General features: G+C 41.1%; 19 protein-coding genes. All 19 read left to right on the top strand.

What is annotated here, in order from left to right; all coding sequences use genetic code 11:
• The first annotated feature begins 293 nt into the window (after positions 1–293).
• The 19 genes from NO989_RS20610 to NO989_RS20520 all read left to right on the top strand — a co-directional run bounded on the left by NO989_RS20610 (position 294) and on the right by NO989_RS20520 (position 15,142).
• Positions 294–884: a hypothetical protein gene (locus NO989_RS20610; protein ID WP_061485821.1), complete on the top strand. Its 591-nt coding sequence runs from the start codon at positions 294–296 to the stop codon at positions 882–884.
• 3 nt (positions 885–887) lie between these two features.
• Positions 888–1,232, top strand: a complete 345-nt coding sequence (locus NO989_RS20605) for a hypothetical protein (protein ID WP_061485822.1) — start codon at positions 888–890, stop codon at positions 1,230–1,232.
• A gap of 119 nt (positions 1,233–1,351) precedes the next feature.
• The gene (locus NO989_RS20600) at positions 1,352–2,398 is read left to right on the top strand and encodes a DUF262 domain-containing protein (RefSeq protein WP_061485823.1); all 1,047 of its coding nucleotides are present in this window, start codon (positions 1,352–1,354) and stop codon (positions 2,396–2,398) included.
• Positions 2,382–2,978 carry a HEPN domain-containing protein gene (locus NO989_RS20595; protein ID WP_061485824.1) on the top strand — a complete coding sequence of 199 codons (597 nt, stop codon included), beginning with the start codon at positions 2,382–2,384 and terminating at the stop codon, positions 2,976–2,978. Before NO989_RS20600 ends, NO989_RS20595 begins: the two co-directional genes overlap by 17 nt.
• A complete protein-coding gene (locus NO989_RS20590) occupies positions 2,962–3,588 on the top strand; it encodes a hypothetical protein (RefSeq protein WP_061485825.1) in 627 nt (208 codons plus the stop codon). Before NO989_RS20595 ends, NO989_RS20590 begins: the two co-directional genes overlap by 17 nt.
• A gap of 594 nt (positions 3,589–4,182) precedes the next feature.
• Complete coding sequence (locus tag NO989_RS20585; protein WP_061485826.1) at positions 4,183–4,632, top strand: MBOAT family O-acyltransferase; 450 nt, start codon at positions 4,183–4,185, stop codon at positions 4,630–4,632.
• A gap of 143 nt (positions 4,633–4,775) precedes the next feature.
• On the top strand, positions 4,776–5,237 hold the full coding sequence (locus NO989_RS20580) for a hypothetical protein (RefSeq protein WP_061485827.1): 462 nt from the start codon (positions 4,776–4,778) through the stop codon (positions 5,235–5,237).
• A 34-nt stretch (positions 5,238–5,271) separates the two neighbouring features.
• A complete protein-coding gene (locus NO989_RS20575; RefSeq protein ID WP_156086396.1) occupies positions 5,272–5,766 on the top strand; it encodes an AAA family ATPase in 495 nt (164 codons plus the stop codon).
• Between the two features lie 77 nt (positions 5,767–5,843).
• Entirely contained in the window at positions 5,844–6,275 is a 432-nt protein-coding gene (locus NO989_RS20570; RefSeq protein ID WP_061485829.1) for a hypothetical protein, read from the top strand.
• A gap of 106 nt (positions 6,276–6,381) precedes the next feature.
• Entirely contained in the window at positions 6,382–7,413 is a 1,032-nt protein-coding gene (locus tag NO989_RS20565; protein WP_061485830.1) for a serine hydrolase, read from the top strand.
• 94 nt (positions 7,414–7,507) lie between these two features.
• The gene (locus NO989_RS20560) at positions 7,508–8,500 is read left to right on the top strand and encodes a hypothetical protein (RefSeq protein WP_156086397.1); all 993 of its coding nucleotides are present in this window, start codon (positions 7,508–7,510) and stop codon (positions 8,498–8,500) included.
• A 239-nt stretch (positions 8,501–8,739) separates the two neighbouring features.
• Positions 8,740–9,681, top strand: coding sequence for a hypothetical protein (locus NO989_RS20555; protein WP_156086398.1), 942 nt, complete (start codon positions 8,740–8,742; stop codon positions 9,679–9,681).
• A 24-nt stretch (positions 9,682–9,705) separates the two neighbouring features.
• Positions 9,706–10,110 (top strand): MAPEG family protein, encoded by a 405-nt coding sequence (locus NO989_RS20550; protein ID WP_156086399.1) that lies wholly within the window; start codon positions 9,706–9,708, stop codon positions 10,108–10,110.
• A 14-nt stretch (positions 10,111–10,124) separates the two neighbouring features.
• Positions 10,125–10,349, top strand: coding sequence for a hypothetical protein (locus NO989_RS20545; RefSeq protein WP_156086400.1), 225 nt, complete (start codon positions 10,125–10,127; stop codon positions 10,347–10,349).
• Between the two features lie 21 nt (positions 10,350–10,370).
• On the top strand, positions 10,371–10,628 hold the full coding sequence (locus tag NO989_RS20540) for a hypothetical protein (RefSeq protein WP_156086401.1): 258 nt from the start codon (positions 10,371–10,373) through the stop codon (positions 10,626–10,628).
• Position 10,629: 1 nt separating this feature from the next.
• Positions 10,630–11,220 carry a hypothetical protein gene (locus NO989_RS20535; protein WP_231506472.1) on the top strand — a complete coding sequence of 197 codons (591 nt, stop codon included), beginning with the start codon at positions 10,630–10,632 and terminating at the stop codon, positions 11,218–11,220.
• 78 nt (positions 11,221–11,298) lie between these two features.
• Positions 11,299–12,345 carry a DUF2157 domain-containing protein gene (locus NO989_RS20530; RefSeq protein WP_156086402.1) on the top strand — a complete coding sequence of 349 codons (1,047 nt, stop codon included), beginning with the start codon at positions 11,299–11,301 and terminating at the stop codon, positions 12,343–12,345.
• 100 nt (positions 12,346–12,445) lie between these two features.
• Entirely contained in the window at positions 12,446–13,159 is a 714-nt protein-coding gene (locus tag NO989_RS20525; RefSeq protein WP_371343126.1) for a DUF4328 domain-containing protein, read from the top strand.
• A gap of 267 nt (positions 13,160–13,426) precedes the next feature.
• Complete coding sequence (locus tag NO989_RS20520; RefSeq protein WP_014976513.1) at positions 13,427–15,142, top strand: OFA family MFS transporter; 1,716 nt, start codon at positions 13,427–13,429, stop codon at positions 15,140–15,142.
• The last annotated feature ends 111 nt before the right edge of the window (positions 15,143–15,253 follow it).

Below are 15,253 nucleotides of genomic sequence, written 5' to 3'. Positions count from 1 at the left end.
TGAGCCGTATACGAGGCCCGTATGTACGGTTCTGTGAGAGGGATGAGGCGGTGACGCCTCACCCTACTCGATGTTTTTTTGGGGACGAGCGAAAAGCAGTCGTGGCGTCTGTGCGCTGATATGGTGCTTTTAATATGCGCGTGATAAAAAGTATTGCGTTTTTTCTTTATTTTTCTGTTGGTTGTGGTTTATTGTAGTTATAAATACAAGGACAATTTTCCCGAAAGTTGTGTGGAATAGCATGACGGTTTGGGGGCGAGTACGCTGTTAAGTTACCAAGGAGAGTTCGAAAAATGCCATTTGATGATCTAATGAATGACATCGTGAAAGTGCTAAAACAAGACGGAGTAATAATTTCGGATATCAAATCTAGCGTTCAAAAGGATAAGATATTTATTCAGCGTTCTGATATTTTGATAGAGACTGGTGACTTAATTCAGCGTTCAATGAGTAACGGTGCAGAAGAAACATACAAAGTTATCGATCCGGGTTTTCACGAAAAATTCCATGGTATTCCTGCTGGGTACCAAATGGATGTTATCAAACTCGGTCTTCCTGAAGCAAAAGCAGCTGTCCAACATATTACTTACAATATATCCGGCACAAACAATAGAATTAACCAACACTCTACAGATAACTCGGTCAATATTGTAAATTTAAATCCTGAACTTCAAGAGCATATCGCTGCTTTACGTAACGAAATTGATAGACTATGTCTTCCTGAAGAAGAGCAATTGGCCTCCTATGAAGTTATTGATGCAGTTGAAGCTCAAGTCGAAAGTGGCAAGCCAAGCAAAGCGGTAGTTAAAACTCTTTTAAATGGGCTGCCTAATGCAGGTAGTATTGCGTCGATCGGTTCTTTTTTAGTTTCTTTATTGGGGTAAATTATGAAACTCGATGATTTTGTTTCGGAAACGTTAAAGCAAATTATAAAAGGGGTCGTGGCTGCACAAGAGTATGGAAATACTCAAAATGCTAAAGTTAACCCAATTACCGCAAGATTTCACAGCAACACTGAAGGCCATGCATACTGCCGAGAAACTGGTGTTCCATTACAAAAGGTTGAGTTCGATGTTGCTGTTACAGTTGCTGAAGAACAAACATCAGCAAATGATGGTGGTTCTGTAGGCTCTATATCTGTATCTTCAGCAAATTCCAATAGTTCGCAAAATAGCTCAGTGAGCAGGATTCAGTTTGAAGTACCGGTACTATTACCTATAACAGGAAAGTAGGTAGGGTATTAACATAACAAGCGCATGTTGTCGGACTGGTTTTCCGCTGCGCTCCAAATCAGCCGCAAATGCGAGCGTTATGCGAAGAAATCGACAATTTACAAAATATAGGAATAAAAATGAGTGAAGAAGTTCAAGACAAGACGTTAAATCTATACCCAATTGATTATCCGTTTGAAACATTAGTCTCAAGAATCACTTCCGATAATCCTAAGACAATACTGAACCCAGAGTTTCAAAGAAAATATAAATGGGACAAGGATGGTTGGGGAAGAGCGTCGAAATTTATAGAATCATGCCTAATGCGAATTCCACTTCCCTCGTGTTATTTCGCTGAAGATGACAATAGAAAGCAGTTAGTTATTGATGGTGTGCAAAGGTTAACAACTATAACTAGATTTTTTAACGATGAATTTGCTTTGGAGGGGATGACAACATTTAAAGAGTTAGAGGGAAAAAAATTCTCAGAACTTGGCGATTTACAAGCCGAATTAGAGTCCACAACAATTCGTTGCATTGTTCTTCGTAAGGAAAATCCCAAGAAACTAATTAGAGAAATATTCGCGAGACTAAATCAGGGCGCCGTCCAGTTAAGCCCGCAAGAAATTAGGCATGCCATTTACCCCGGGGCTCTTGACGACCTCCTCGTCGAATTAGCTGAAACAGATGAAATAAAGAATTTTGGTATTGTGGATGGAAGTGGCAAGGTTCGTGATAATCGAGAGCCTGATGAACAGGTGTTGAGGTTCTTGGCATTCTCTAGTGATCTTGAGCTAGCCGAATTTAACGATGTTTTAAGTGATTTTCTTGACAGTTACATGGAGCAAAATTTTGAGTCGGCTGAAGATGAAATCACCCAGCTGCGCTCAAAATTTCATAGCGCTATAAACAATTGTAAAAATGTCTTTGGGGAGGGGTTGTTCTCTGATGTAACACGCGATAGACCAAAACAAGGCATGGTCCACTATGATTTGCTTATGGTTACAGTAGGATTATTAGATGAGCAAATAATCTTAGAGAGAAAAGAAGAGATTAAAACTGCATATAATGAATTGTGCGCAAGTGATGAGTTTAGACGCACACTTTCAGGTGGTTTACAGAAAAAAACATCAATTCTAAGACGAAGAAATCTATGGAGACCTTTGTTAGATGATGCAATCAACTAGTTCTTGCCCGTTTACGCAGTACTCAGAGCAATTTGAATTATTAAAGCAAGTGGTTGAGATTTCTGAACAACGTGTACTCTGCGATGAACCTGATATCCTATTTATAGATAATGTTAATTTTTTTGTGAAGTCCTATTTAATAAGTGTTTGTAGTTATCTAGAAGCATTTTTACAAGATGTTGCGTTTAAACATAGTCAATCCATTTCAAGTCGAGTTGTTTCTGCGCAAATTCCGCACAATTTTCTGCATTGGAGGCTTGCTACGGGGATAAAGGATAAACACTTGAATTACAGTGATATATCGCTGCCTGTGACAAAAAAAGATATTGCGAACGAAATTTCCGCCAATCCATATAGAACTTTGAAATTATTTCAGTTGCTAGGAATTGACTTAGCTAAAAAGGAAAACTTTGAAAGCAACAAGGATCTAATAAATACAATAGTTACCAAAAGAAATAATATTGTTCATCATAATGATACAGCCGCAGATGTATCATTTGGCGATCTCAAGGCTTATATCGACGTTATAGTCCCCTATATGGCTGCGGTAAAAGAAGCAGTAGATGAAGCAGCCGCATAACAAGAGCCTGCAACGGACAAATTTTACTGTCACCACTTTTGCGCTGCGCGGCAAAACTGCCGCCAGCAAAATTTGCTCGTTGAGGCGGGCGTTATGTTCTTTGGAGCCGATGTTCATGTGGTTTAAAAAAACTAAAAAGAATGAAGAAGAGTTTCTTTGGCATTCACCAACAGCAAGCTTTACTGATTTCGACGACTCTAAAATAGGTAAAGTATCCAACAAATACGGTTGGGGGATTTATTTTTCAACAGAGAAAAATAACGCAAGGTCACACAACAACTCTATCGACCATATTTATAAATTTCCAAAGTCTAAATTAGACGGTAAATCATTTATTTACTATTCGAAAAGCATCAAAAAACATGATGATCCCCATGTGATTTCGGTTGCGAAAGCGTTCTACAATGATAGATTTGATGATGAGGAATTTGATGTTGGTGGCCATAGGTTTTATGAAGATATTGTCGAAGGTATGAATAACAAAGGTGAAGCGTCGAGATTTCTTGTTCAACAAGGTATTTCGGGAGGGTTAATTAAAGAGCCAAGCGAAGTTTCAGTTTTATTATATGATACTAGTTTATGGGATCATGCGGTAAAAGTTCCCTTATAATCCGAATAACTAAACAAGACAGGCATATTTGTTTCCGACTAAAAAGGACAGTCATATTTTTTACAACGGTTTGCATCTGGTAGCAAGACTAATAAGACAGGCATAAGTGAATCGACCAGACTTTACTAGACAGATTTTCGTTTGAATTCTTCTAGCTTTTCATAAGCCAGTGGAGGCAAATCAGACTAAACACGACAGGCATGTTTGCGTCTCATGTATGCGCCCGTTATCGGAAAGTTAAGTGGTTTTTGAAACAACTAAACAAGACAGGCATATTTGTTTCACGGATGGAGAAGACTAAATAAGGCAGGCTCATTTGTTCATGCTAGCCTCCAAAATGATTTAGTATTTAACAAACTATTAATGGACTCCGGCCGGCACTCCGGTGGCTGAAAAAGTTAACCCACGAAAATGCGGGGGCTAGCACTTTTACAGGGAGTCATTGTGTCTAGCCAGATCACAACAACAAGGAAAGTTATGCTTAAACATATGCTCATTGCGATTCTGTTTCTACATTATCCTATTTTCGCAAAAGAGAGTGTGCTGATTGAAGACTAAAAAAGACAGGCATATTTGTGGAAATACGGAATCACCATGAAAAGCAAACTCTCACTTGCACAATATGTTAAAAAGAGAAATGGGGTTCCATTGGGATCAAGTGGCTCCATGTCAAACATGCTTTCGCGCTCTTTTGGCGCCACGTCTTTTCCGGTGTTTTGGCACTATTGGAACCCAATCTGGGGTTACTACTTATCGCGCAATGTTATGCGTCCACTTGCGAATTTTCTTCCAATTTCGTTAGCCACTTTTCTTACATTTCTTGTTAGCGGGGCGCTTCACGATTTAGCGGTATCAATCGTCGAGCTGAAAACGACTTTATTCTTCACCCCTTGGTTTGGATTAATGGGTTTGATTGTTGTAGTTTCTAAAGGGGCAGGGATCTCATATGGCCATGTAAGTTGGCCTGTTCGCGCGTTAATTAATGCTTCCTTTATTTTAGTATCGTTAGGTTTAACGTACTTCGTGGAAAAGTTGTATACATAACAAGACAGAGATAGGCGTATAGCCTTGCTTATATGAAGTGAAATGATGGCTTAAAGACCTAGAGTTATAGTCTCGAATTATAAAGCTCACTTTCACGTGCCTCACATTATAAAAATAAATATCAATAAAAATTAGGAGAGAAAATGCACCCAAATAGACATGCTATAGCTTTTGGAAGTCTAGTATTTTTGGTGGTATCGATTGTTTTAATTATTGCGGCATTATTTTGGGGTTGGCCAAAATATAAAGTCTATAAGAAAGAAATGGATGGTATTGCTGCACTGAAAGAAGCAGAGTGGAGCAAGCAAATACTTATTGAAGAAGCCAAGGCTAGAGAGCAAGCAGCGTTGATGCAGGCGAAAGCCAGAGTCACACTGGCTCAAGCAGAAGGTGAGGCTAAAGTTGTACAAGCTAAAGCCGAGGGACTCGCTGATATTGAGCGTGCAAAAGCCGCTGCTGAAGCTAATAGGATTATTGGCGAATCGCTTAAAGGCAATGAAGAGTACCTTCGCTACGTCTGGATCAAAGGTCTTCAAGATGGAAATGGTGAACGCATCTATATTCCAACTGAAGCTGGCCTTCCAATACTCGAAGCGGGTAAGTAATGCCCATCTACTGGGTTACATTAGGTAAAGAGCTATGGCAAAAATTCTAATATTTGGAAACTCTGGTTCTGGAAAATCTACGCTGGCACAGCATTTATGCAAAACACAAGGTTTGGCTCATTTAGATCTAGATACATTAGCGTGGAAACCTACTAGCACTCCTGAGCGAAAGCCTATTGATGAGTCTGAAGAAGAGATAAAGGCTTTTATTTCTTCTAACGACAAATGGGTAATTGAAGGCTGCTATACAGACTTACTAAAAACTGTAGAACAGCAGTCTACTGAAATTATATTTATGAACTTATCCATTGAAACCTGCATTTCAAACGCAAAGGCGAGACCTTGGGAGCCCCATAAATACAAAACAAAGCAAGCCCAAGATGACAACTTAGCAATGCTTATTTACTGGATTGGGCAATATTCAGAAAGAAACGATACATTTTCTTATGCGGCACATAAGCAGTTTTATGATAGCTACCATGGTCATAAAAAGATGATTACGCAAAATGTCCCAACCGAGACAAGTTAGGCAAATTCGTTAATATATGAAATAGGTGAAACGGAGTTTCTAGTGAAAAAAATCTACTTCTTGCATTATCACTTCTAGTGTCAGCTACGGTATCGGCTGAAGATATTAAATTAGATCTTAAGCAGCTTGCCCAACAGTACTTCGACACAATGGTTGCTACTCAGGCCCCTGGCGCGACAAAAGTTGAGCTTGAAAATCACTTAAATTTGCTCGCGGATGATGTTGGTCATTCACATTTGCCATGGGTGATAGACGATACGCGATTACCTGACGGTAAGGAGCAAATGAGAGAGGGCATGACGTTCTATTTAGGCGCACATACAGAATACAGTGCTGAGCTGTTAGATGTTTTTACATTTAATCATTCTGCTATTGCTATCAGGTATAAGAATTATGCCAAGGGCGTGCATCCGCAAAACAACCAGCCTATTGAATACAGTCAAGTAATGATGGAAGTACTAGAAATAGAGAACGGTAAGATTGCTGTAATTCGAAAGTACCATGAGTAAGTTTCATTTTCGATAGCCGTTTAGGTAACAATTGTATTTTCGGTTGCAATAAGTTGGCGTACACCTAATGATAGTGTTACAAGATGATCTTTAAGGGCAGGGTAAAATGACGAAGAACCGAAGAACAGCCATTATCAGGCTTCTTCTGCTAGTCAGTACTATTGTTTCCTTGTTTTTCGTTCCGTGGATATTGGTTAAAGCCTGGATCCTACCTTTGCCACACACAGTACAAGAACAAGTTGATGAGGCAATTAGCCATGGCTTTGACGGCATGATTGTTTACGTGGATCAGGCGGGAAAACCTCCAGCTTTTTACACAGCAGGCTGGAAAGATAGAGATAACAAAATACCCGCTGCCCCCGACTCTTTATTTAAAATTGCCAGTATCAGTAAGTTGTACATTGCTGTGGCTATCACCAAAATGGCGCGAGAACAGCGACTATCCCTAGACGATTTACTCGTTGATCATTTACCCGAACTCAAAGACAGAATTGAGCATTCAGAAAAAATAACGCTTAAAATGATGGTGCAGCATAAGTCAGGAATCCCTAACTTTACTGATAATGCTGCCTACTGGGAAAACGAACCGGAAAACAGCAAGCGAGCGCTCGACTTTGCGCTAGATCTTCCGGCGAGTTTTGAGCCAGGTGATGGGTATGAGTACTCCAACACGAACTATCTGTTGCTTCGCAAGATTATGGATAAGGTTTTGGGGTACAGTCACCACGAGTACCTTAAGCAAAACGTTTTGCTTCCGCCTGAATTGAGCAACACCTATTTTTCATTGAGCGAAGTTAATATGGACGACGTGATGAGCGGCTATTACGTTGGTTACAAGGAAGATGTTAAGGCGCGCGACTACGGTATGCTAGCGACAGCAGAAGATGTGGGTAAGTTCTTACGAGCGCTAAACAACGGCGCTATTTTCAATGAAGGCGAAGCGGAACTTTACCCTTATGTGTTCGGACATGGAGGCTTGGTTATCGGTTACCAGAGCCTTGCAGAATATGACAAAGACCTCGATACCGTGGTCGTCCAATTTATCAATACCACTGACTTTGACGGTTACGAATGGAACTTGTCTGAAATCACAATTAGCCGAATTTTTAAAATACTAAGAAAAGCAGAAAACGAATAGATAGTGAGCTTGGTGAGGCGTCTCTATAAATTGGGGCGTGTTTAATTTTGGAAACATGAGCAAAGTAAATAACCGCCTAACTAAGGAATTATAAATGATTTCAAAAATTACAAATCAAGTTCCTCTCCTTTATTTGCTTCTTATTTCTGTGGGGTGGGGGATATATTATTCGTCACCTAGCGAAATAAATAATATGGGCGCGGCGAATTTTGAGTGGCTCTTTATGCTCGACGCCTTAATAGTTTTACCGGTGTTATGTCTTTTCGTTGAAAAAAATAAGCAAAAAGCGAGTTTGAAAGCAGCAATTTTGTGTTGTACCGCTATCTTTATTGGCAGTGTAATAATCCCAGAACAGAATAAAGTAATTTTCCATTACCTTGAAGGTGGTCGTTACGTGGTTTTGGCAACCATTCTTCTGTTGGAATTTTCAACATTCATCACTGTCTTGTTGGCATTTAAAGCTTTACTCGCGAAAAATGAAGATCCGGATGTAGCACTTCAGAAACCCATAGAGAGAGTCTTCGGACGCTCAGTTTTTTCTAACTTACTTCAATTCGAAAGTCGTATGTGGGCTTTTGCTTTCTTTTCGTCGCATATAAAAAGTAGAGCCTATAACGGAACTCAGCATTTCTACTACGACAAAAAAGACGGTGCTCAAAGTAATCTTCTCGGCTTTATAGCATTAATGATTATGGAACTTCCGCTTATGCATCTAGTGCTCCATTTTACCTGGTCTAGTTCTGCAGCAAATGTTGTAACCGGACTTACGTTATTCGGATTAGTGTTTTTCTTTGCTGAGTATAAAGCGGTAGCTAAGCGCCCAATTTCGATTGATAGAAACAAAATAATAGTTCGTTATGGGCTATATCCATCACTTCATATTCCCGTATCTAACATAGATAAAATCGAGGCTCACTCAAGGTTTGTAGGGCGTGCTTCTGGTGTCAAACGTTTCAACTATTCCGGCGTACCGAATGTAGGCATAAAACTGTATGCACCAATTAATGGTAAGCATACGATATATTTGGGCGTTGACTCGCCAGAAGTGTTTATAAGCAGTGTCAAGCAGATACAAGGTGCTAAATAACATCAATAATATCTTGTTACTTAATGAATAAGGTCTGAAAGAGGTTGTGAGTTATACTACTGAGGCTTTTAAATCTAGACCCCAACCCGAAATTAAATTACTTAATATGCAAAAGGCCTTAGGAACCGCTTCGGTTGTTTTATTGATGTTAAATATTGCGTTCAAAGACATTATGTTGTTCTAGAAGAATTTACTTTTTTGCCCAAGAAAAAATAAAAAACAACGCCAAAGGAAGGCCAATGAAGAAGCATTTAGTATCGTTTTTGATCTTATCAATCCCTTTTATTTGTTTTTCTAAAGAATTATCCAGCGAATTTAAGAATAACTTAATTTACCTAAAACCTAAGCTCGCGGACGGAACTACCCTGACATTTTTTACTGATACTGGTGGTGGTTGGAATGCGATCTCACGGGAGCTTAGCGAAAAATATGGTTGGGAGATAAGTCAAAAAGAATCTGAAAATGGGGTTATTGAGGTTACCGATATGCCTCCGTTTGATCCAGAAGCGTCAATTCCCTTGGCGGGATTGAATAATTGGTGGGCTGGAAAATTACAAGTAGTACCATCCGAAGAATTTAGCTCGACCACGAAAAGCGACGGAACGCTAGGCGGACGGTGGCATGCTGAAAAAATAATAGATTTTAATTACTCTGAGAAAAAAATAGAAGTGCTAGATGAAACTCCTACATCAACTGAGTTTTCGACGGTTCCTTTGGGATTTCAAAAGGGCATGGATGGAAGCTATACAATGGCTTTTCCAAGTATCGACATCTCAGTTAATGACACAAGGATTCCGATGTTATTAGATTCAGGTGCTTCGGCATGGCCATCGACAGAAGCGATGGAAAAAGGAGGGCTAAAAGGTGGTCAGGTTGCGACTTCTTTCATTGTCGCTTCAATATTCGATGAATGGGTTAAGTCTCACCCGGAATGGTTAGTGATTGAGGATGCCTGTGATTTTTCTCATCAACCCATGATTCGTATTCCGTATATAAAAATTGGCAATAAAACCGTTGGCCCAGTTTGGTTCACAAGAAGACCAGACAGCAGTTTCCACCAATTTATGTCTTCGATGATGGATAGGCGCATTGATGGCGCACTAGGAGGTTCAGCGCTTCAGTACTTAAGACTCATAGTTGATTACCCCAACGAGCAAGCGTTGATAGCTGACGAAATTTGATAACAACGAGATAATTAAGCCAAGATGTCTAATTTAATAACCCCTATGTTTATGCACATTTTTCTTTGTGCATTGCTCTACGTATTTCTCACGCTAGCTCGCGCGCCTTCGGTATGGGGAGTAGGGAAAAACAAAGATGGTTCAAACCCGTTTGCTGATATACAGCCTAAAGTAAGTGCGAATCTGAGCAATCAGTTTGAATGGCCGTTATTTTTTCACGCTGTTTGCGCCTTGCTAATTACCTTAGGTGAGCCAATTAGCAATTCACAAGTCTCCCTTGCGTGGGTATTTGTTATTGGCAGGGTGCTGCATAGTCTTGTACAAATATTTACAGACAATATTAGATTGCGTGGTTTGGTGTTTACTATCAACTTCGTTGCCGTTCTTGCAATGTGGTTGTTGCTTTTTATAGAACAGGTTTTAGTTTAAAGAGCGTAAAGGTTATGGAAGAAGTATTTGAACCGCTGGGCCGCTTTATACTTCGAGTAATAAAGTGGACTATCATAGACGCTTTTATGGAATTCGTTTTGAAGGGCACGGGCCATGTGGTGATTAAATTGCTAACCTTCGGCAAGTACCCAAGAGCAGGTCGTGATGAGGGAAGGACCGTTGCTGTTGGTTTTCTAAGCTTTGTGGTGGTTTTTGTCTGTCTTGCGATGATTGCTTAGTATTGAAAAAGGATATCTGCGATGAAATTAGAAAAGTGGGCGAGCATAAGAGAAAAAGGAAAGCAGCGCTTCGTTCTAGTTTATGGCGTTTTAGGCTGGGGAGTCTCTACCGGTTTATTATGGTCATTACTTATGGCGTTTATCGAGCCTTCCGAAAATGTCTGGGGGAAACTCGCCATTGCGATGATCATCTTTCCCATTGCGGGGCTCGCTTTTGGTCACTTAACGTGGAATAAATCTGAAAAAGCTTTTGCAAAAGAAACGACGAAAGCTGTATAGAATGGCTAGAACATGTCTTGTAATAACCAATGAAGGGAAGCCGCTGTTGTTAAGTATCAAAAAATTACTGGTTGTTTCATTAACTTTGCTTGTAGTTAGTTGCGCCAATATACCTATTGCAACAATGCTTGAGTTTCGCTCATTTGATGAGGAGAAATTTGTTGAACTTGACCCCAATCATTTACTTACGAAGATTCACTTAGACAAGCCTGCCGAAATAAAGCCAGAAAGCACCTGGCTTACTTTGGGTGTTAGCTCCTCAGAGCAAGAAAGAAGTTTTAAGTATAATCTTGAGGTTATTTCAGAAAAAACACTGCCGGCCGAGTCAGGATGGCTGAGTAAAACGCCAGCGCGAACTGAGTATATTTTAGGGTTAAGTGCCGACGCAATAAAAGAATTCACTGAACTTCAAGAGTTCATGGATTCTGCATCGCCAACGGGCTTTGATCTTCACGTTAATACTGGGTTTAAAGAGGCGGCAAATGACATGACAAGCATCACAATGTCTATCTTTTTAAAGCTTTACGCTGATGAAGACTATTTTACGCTAATCGATAGAGCGGAACTAGATATCGAGAAAGGAAGCGAGTAACTTCTATTAGGCTGGCTTTTTACCCATAACAAAGTAAAGTAATAATCTTCAGCTCTTCAAGCTTATTTAGAGAAGTACATGGAAGTATCTAAAGCCAGTATTCAAAAAGCAGTAGCTAACAATATCATCTCCGAGCAACAGGGCATTGCTCTGTACAATTTCTTTCAAGAAGAAAATCAGCATACTCCCTCTTTTACCTTCACCCATATTCTGTACTACTTAGGTGGCCTTATTGCAATTGGCGCCATGACTCTATTTATGAATTTAGGCTGGGAGCAATTTGGTGGTGCCGGCATCGTGTTTATCTCTATGCTTTATGCTGGCGTGGGCTCAAAGCTTGCCAATTCCTTTGCGCGTAAGCATTTAATAATACCAGCAGGGATCTGTGCCACGTTCGTAGTTTGTTTAACGCCAATTGCTATCTACGGTGCGGAGCAATGGCTAGGGCTATGGCCCGACGACAATACGGTTTTTCGCCAGTTTCACCACCGCATTAAATGGCTATGGTTATATATGGAACTTGGAACGCTAGTAACTGGACTTGTCGTAGCATGGCGATATAAATACCCGTTCTTAATAATGCCGATTGCGGTAACGCTCTGGTATATCAGTATGGACGCTGTGATGCTCGTTATTGACCATGAGGACTTATGGAACAGCTACACGTGGCAATTCCGAGCACTTGTGTCGATGTACTTTGGCGCGTTGATGACGCTATTGGCGTTCTGGGTGGACATCAGAGCACGAAACACAGCAGATTACGCGTTTTGGCTTTATCTTTTCGGTGTTTTAGCGTTTTGGGGCGGCCTTACCAGCCAAGATTCAGACAGCGAACTGTCTAAATTTGTCTATTTCTGTATAAACCTTGCCATGATTGGCGCTGGTGCTCTGTTGGTTCGACGTGTCTTTGTCATATTTGGTGCTTTGGGATGCTGTTTATATTTAGGTCATCTTGCTTCTACCGTTTTTGAAGATAGTTGGCTTTTCCCTGTAGCGCTATCAGCGATCGGTTTAGGCGTCGTATATTCGGGAATTTGGTGGCAAAAGAATGAGGCTCGCATAACAAAGAGTGCGCAAGCGATACTGCCGAAAGCGCTACAGGAACTATTAGCTAATAAAGCTTAGTTCACCTAGGCAGTAAATAAACCAGTAACTAACTCAATACAGATAACAATTAACAAAAGATAACGCTTACGCAGTAGTAAGGGGAAAGAGGTAAATGGAGATGTCGGAAAATAACGTAGAATTTAAGGAGCCTGGTCGCCTCACTACGTGGATAAAGTATTTATTGTACGTACAGGTGGCTTTAGCGCTTATAGCCATTGGTTCCAACTTAATGGAGTATCAACTTCTAACAGATTTTCAAAATGGCGTTTATTTCAATCAAGAAATGGCCGTTGCAGACGCTGAGTCCAATGACAAAAGGCAGCAGATAATTGCTTTTTCGTATTTGGCGGTGTTTATCATTTCCGGCACCTTAATTCTTAAATGGATTTATCAGTCAAACCAAAATGCGCGTTATTTAGGCGCTAAAGATATGACGTTTACACCTGCTTGGTCGATAGGTTTCTATTTCATTCCTATTGTGTCGTTATGGAAACCTTATCAAGCGATGAAAGAGATTTGGCAAGCCAGCCAAAACCCTAACAATTGGCAGTTAGAAAAAGCAGGCCCTATTTTAGGCATATGGTGGTTTTTCTGGATCGCCAACAGTGTGGTTGGACAGGTCGTTTTTCGTATGTCCAGAAGGGCACAAGAAATCTCCGAAATAATGAATGTTAATCTGGTTTCGCAGGTTTCTGAGGTCCTATCCATTCCACTAGCCATAGTTACTTGGTTATTGATTAACAACATCTCTAACATGCAAAAAGCACAGATTGAAGGTGACGTGGAAAAAGCAGAAACTGCAGAAGATTCAGATTTACAACCCGCAAAATAGTAGTATCCATTTCGCTTGTTGCTCTGCCACAAAGGTAGAGCAACTGTCTTTATAAGACTAAAGTCTTACTCTATATGTAAACGTTAAGTAAAAATTAAGTTGCGCGACAGTGTCGTTATACTTAAGTATAACAAAAGGTCAGGATAACGCTGGCTTACGTACACATCTTCGTTTCTATACCTTTGATTTAATACAATAATGGGAGCCATACACCCCCAGTAATAAAGCGGCATAGAAACGCGCACAATACATGTAGGGGAAAAATGTATGTCAACTTCAGGAACGGGGGCGCTTGCTTTCTTACGCAAAGAAAACATTGTCGCACCAGATGGCTATAACCGCTGGCGGGTTCCGCCAGCATCTATCGCAATCCACCTTTGTATCGGGTCTGTTTATGCGTGGTCAGTTTTCAACACGCCGCTAACTCGAGACTTGGGCGTTGTTGCGTCTTCTGCTAACGATTGGAGTTTATCTTCGGTTGTTTGGATCTTCTCAGTGGCTATTGTTTGCCTTGGTTTAGCTGCCGCATTTGCGGGTAAATGGCTAGAGAAAGTAGGGCCTCGTTTTGTAGGCGTGGTTGCGGCTTTCTTGTGGGGCGGTGGTTTTATTGTTGGTTCGATAGGTATCTCTACCCATCAACTTTGGCTGCTGTACTTGGGCTACGGCGTACTCGGCGGCTTCGGGCTTGGGCTCGGTTATGTATCACCGGTCTCAACACTCATACGGTGGTTTCCCGATCGACGAGGTATGGCGACAGGCCTCGCAATTATGGGTTTTGGTGGAGGTGCAATGATAGGCGCTCCGCTTATTAGTGCACTGCTTGAAACCTTTCAAAGAGCGCCAGAATACTTAGGTGCAGAAAACATGGTTGCGCTGGTTACCGAAGAAGGGCGTCGTTTTGCAGAGACGGCAGCAGGAAAAGTAGAAGTGGTTATTGCCTCTGCAAATCAAGCGGCCTCGTTCGGTGGCGAAGCCGGTGTTTATGTCGTTGGTACGGGCGAAACTGGTGCGGCATCGACTTTCCTTACCCTTGGTATCGCTTATTTTATTGTAATGATGTTTGCGTCTTTCCAGTATCGCGTACCGAAAGAGGGGTGGAAACCAGAAGGTTGGCAGCCTAAACCTGAAGCATCATCGAAAGGAATGGTATCGAAAAATCACGTCCATATTGATCAAGCCCTTAAAACACCTCAATTTTGGTTGCTTTGGATAGTATTATGTTTCAATGTCACCGCGGGTATTGGCGTTATTGGTGTAGCCAAGACCATGATCAATGAGATCTTTGGAAACTTAGCCATTGTTACCGCAGGTTTTGCGGGTACCTATGTATTGATGATCTCGGTATTTAACATGGTAGGGCGTTTCTTCTGGGCTTCTACGTCTGACTACATTGGCAGAAAGAATACCTACCACTGCTTTTTCGTAATAGGTACGCTGCTTTACTTGTCTATCCCATTCTGGGCTGGAATGGGGAACACCACCGCGTTAATTGGGTTCTACATTGCAACAATGATAATTTTCACAATGTATGGCGGTGGCTTTGCAACCATTCCTGCATACTTGGCAGATTTGTTTGGTACCTTACATGTAGGCGGCATTCACGGCCGATTGCTAACAGCATGGTCTACAGCCGGTGTATTAGGGCCATTTGCTATTACTTATTTGCGCAATATGTCAGTAGAAAATGCAATTGCCGATTTAGCGGCAAAAGTCGACCCTGCCGCGTTTGCAAGTAAGTTTGGTGCGCCAATGGCTGACTTGCAAAAATTGGTAGAAGCTAAAACGGTAACGGTTGCACGTTTGCTGGAAATTGCGCCAGCCGGAACGGTAGACCCAACCTCTACGCTCTACAATACCACTATGTATGCAATGGCTGGGTTATTGGTATTGGCATTTATTGCTAACTTACTTGTAAAACCTGTGCGAGAGAAGCATCACGTAGAGAACACGCACCCCGAACTGGAGCCCGCGCGAGCAAGCTAATTTACCAATCGAGAATACCCGCTTTATAGCGGGTATTTCAGACTGTTGAAAAAGCCCTAGACGAAAGTCTGGGGCTTTGATCTAATAGGCATAGTGAAATTCGGAGTGTTC

It is taken from the genome of Alteromonas sp. DY56-G5 (genome assembly GCF_041414725.1).
Taxonomy (GTDB): Bacteria; Pseudomonadota; Gammaproteobacteria; order Enterobacterales; family Alteromonadaceae; genus Alteromonas; species Alteromonas macleodii.
Note: the sequence above shows the minus strand (reverse complement) of the source record. Positions and strands in the feature narration are given on the sequence as shown.

Bases quoted from the DNA above. Each gene is read 5' to 3' on its own strand.
- NO989_RS20590 (WP_061485825.1), top strand. From the start codon at position 2,962: ATGAAGCAGCCGCATAACAAGAGCCTGCAACGGACAAATTTTACTGTC.
- NO989_RS20610 (WP_061485821.1), top strand. From the start codon at position 294: ATGCCATTTGATGATCTAATGAATGACATCGTGAAAGTGCTAAAACAA.
- NO989_RS20530 (WP_156086402.1), top strand. From the start codon at position 11,299: ATGGAAGTATCTAAAGCCAGTATTCAAAAAGCAGTAGCTAACAATATC.
- NO989_RS20595 (WP_061485824.1), top strand. From the start codon at position 2,382: ATGATGCAATCAACTAGTTCTTGCCCGTTTACGCAGTACTCAGAGCAA.
- NO989_RS20600 (WP_061485823.1), top strand. From the start codon at position 1,352: ATGAGTGAAGAAGTTCAAGACAAGACGTTAAATCTATACCCAATTGAT.
- NO989_RS20545 (WP_156086400.1), top strand. From the start codon at position 10,125: ATGGAAGAAGTATTTGAACCGCTGGGCCGCTTTATACTTCGAGTAATA.
- NO989_RS20560 (WP_156086397.1), top strand. From the start codon at position 7,508: ATGATTTCAAAAATTACAAATCAAGTTCCTCTCCTTTATTTGCTTCTT.
- NO989_RS20580 (WP_061485827.1), top strand. From the start codon at position 4,776: ATGCACCCAAATAGACATGCTATAGCTTTTGGAAGTCTAGTATTTTTG.
- NO989_RS20550 (WP_156086399.1), top strand. From the start codon at position 9,706: ATGTCTAATTTAATAACCCCTATGTTTATGCACATTTTTCTTTGTGCA.
- NO989_RS20525 (WP_371343126.1), top strand. From the start codon at position 12,446: ATGTCGGAAAATAACGTAGAATTTAAGGAGCCTGGTCGCCTCACTACG.
- NO989_RS20575 (WP_156086396.1), top strand. From the start codon at position 5,272: ATGGCAAAAATTCTAATATTTGGAAACTCTGGTTCTGGAAAATCTACG.
- NO989_RS20555 (WP_156086398.1), top strand. From the start codon at position 8,740: ATGAAGAAGCATTTAGTATCGTTTTTGATCTTATCAATCCCTTTTATT.
- NO989_RS20520 (WP_014976513.1), top strand. From the start codon at position 13,427: ATGTCAACTTCAGGAACGGGGGCGCTTGCTTTCTTACGCAAAGAAAAC.
- NO989_RS20540 (WP_156086401.1), top strand. From the start codon at position 10,371: ATGAAATTAGAAAAGTGGGCGAGCATAAGAGAAAAAGGAAAGCAGCGC.
- NO989_RS20585 (WP_061485826.1), top strand. From the start codon at position 4,183: ATGAAAAGCAAACTCTCACTTGCACAATATGTTAAAAAGAGAAATGGG.
- NO989_RS20605 (WP_061485822.1), top strand. From the start codon at position 888: ATGAAACTCGATGATTTTGTTTCGGAAACGTTAAAGCAAATTATAAAA.
- NO989_RS20565 (WP_061485830.1), top strand. From the start codon at position 6,382: ATGACGAAGAACCGAAGAACAGCCATTATCAGGCTTCTTCTGCTAGTC.
- NO989_RS20535 (WP_231506472.1), top strand. From the start codon at position 10,630: ATGGCTAGAACATGTCTTGTAATAACCAATGAAGGGAAGCCGCTGTTG.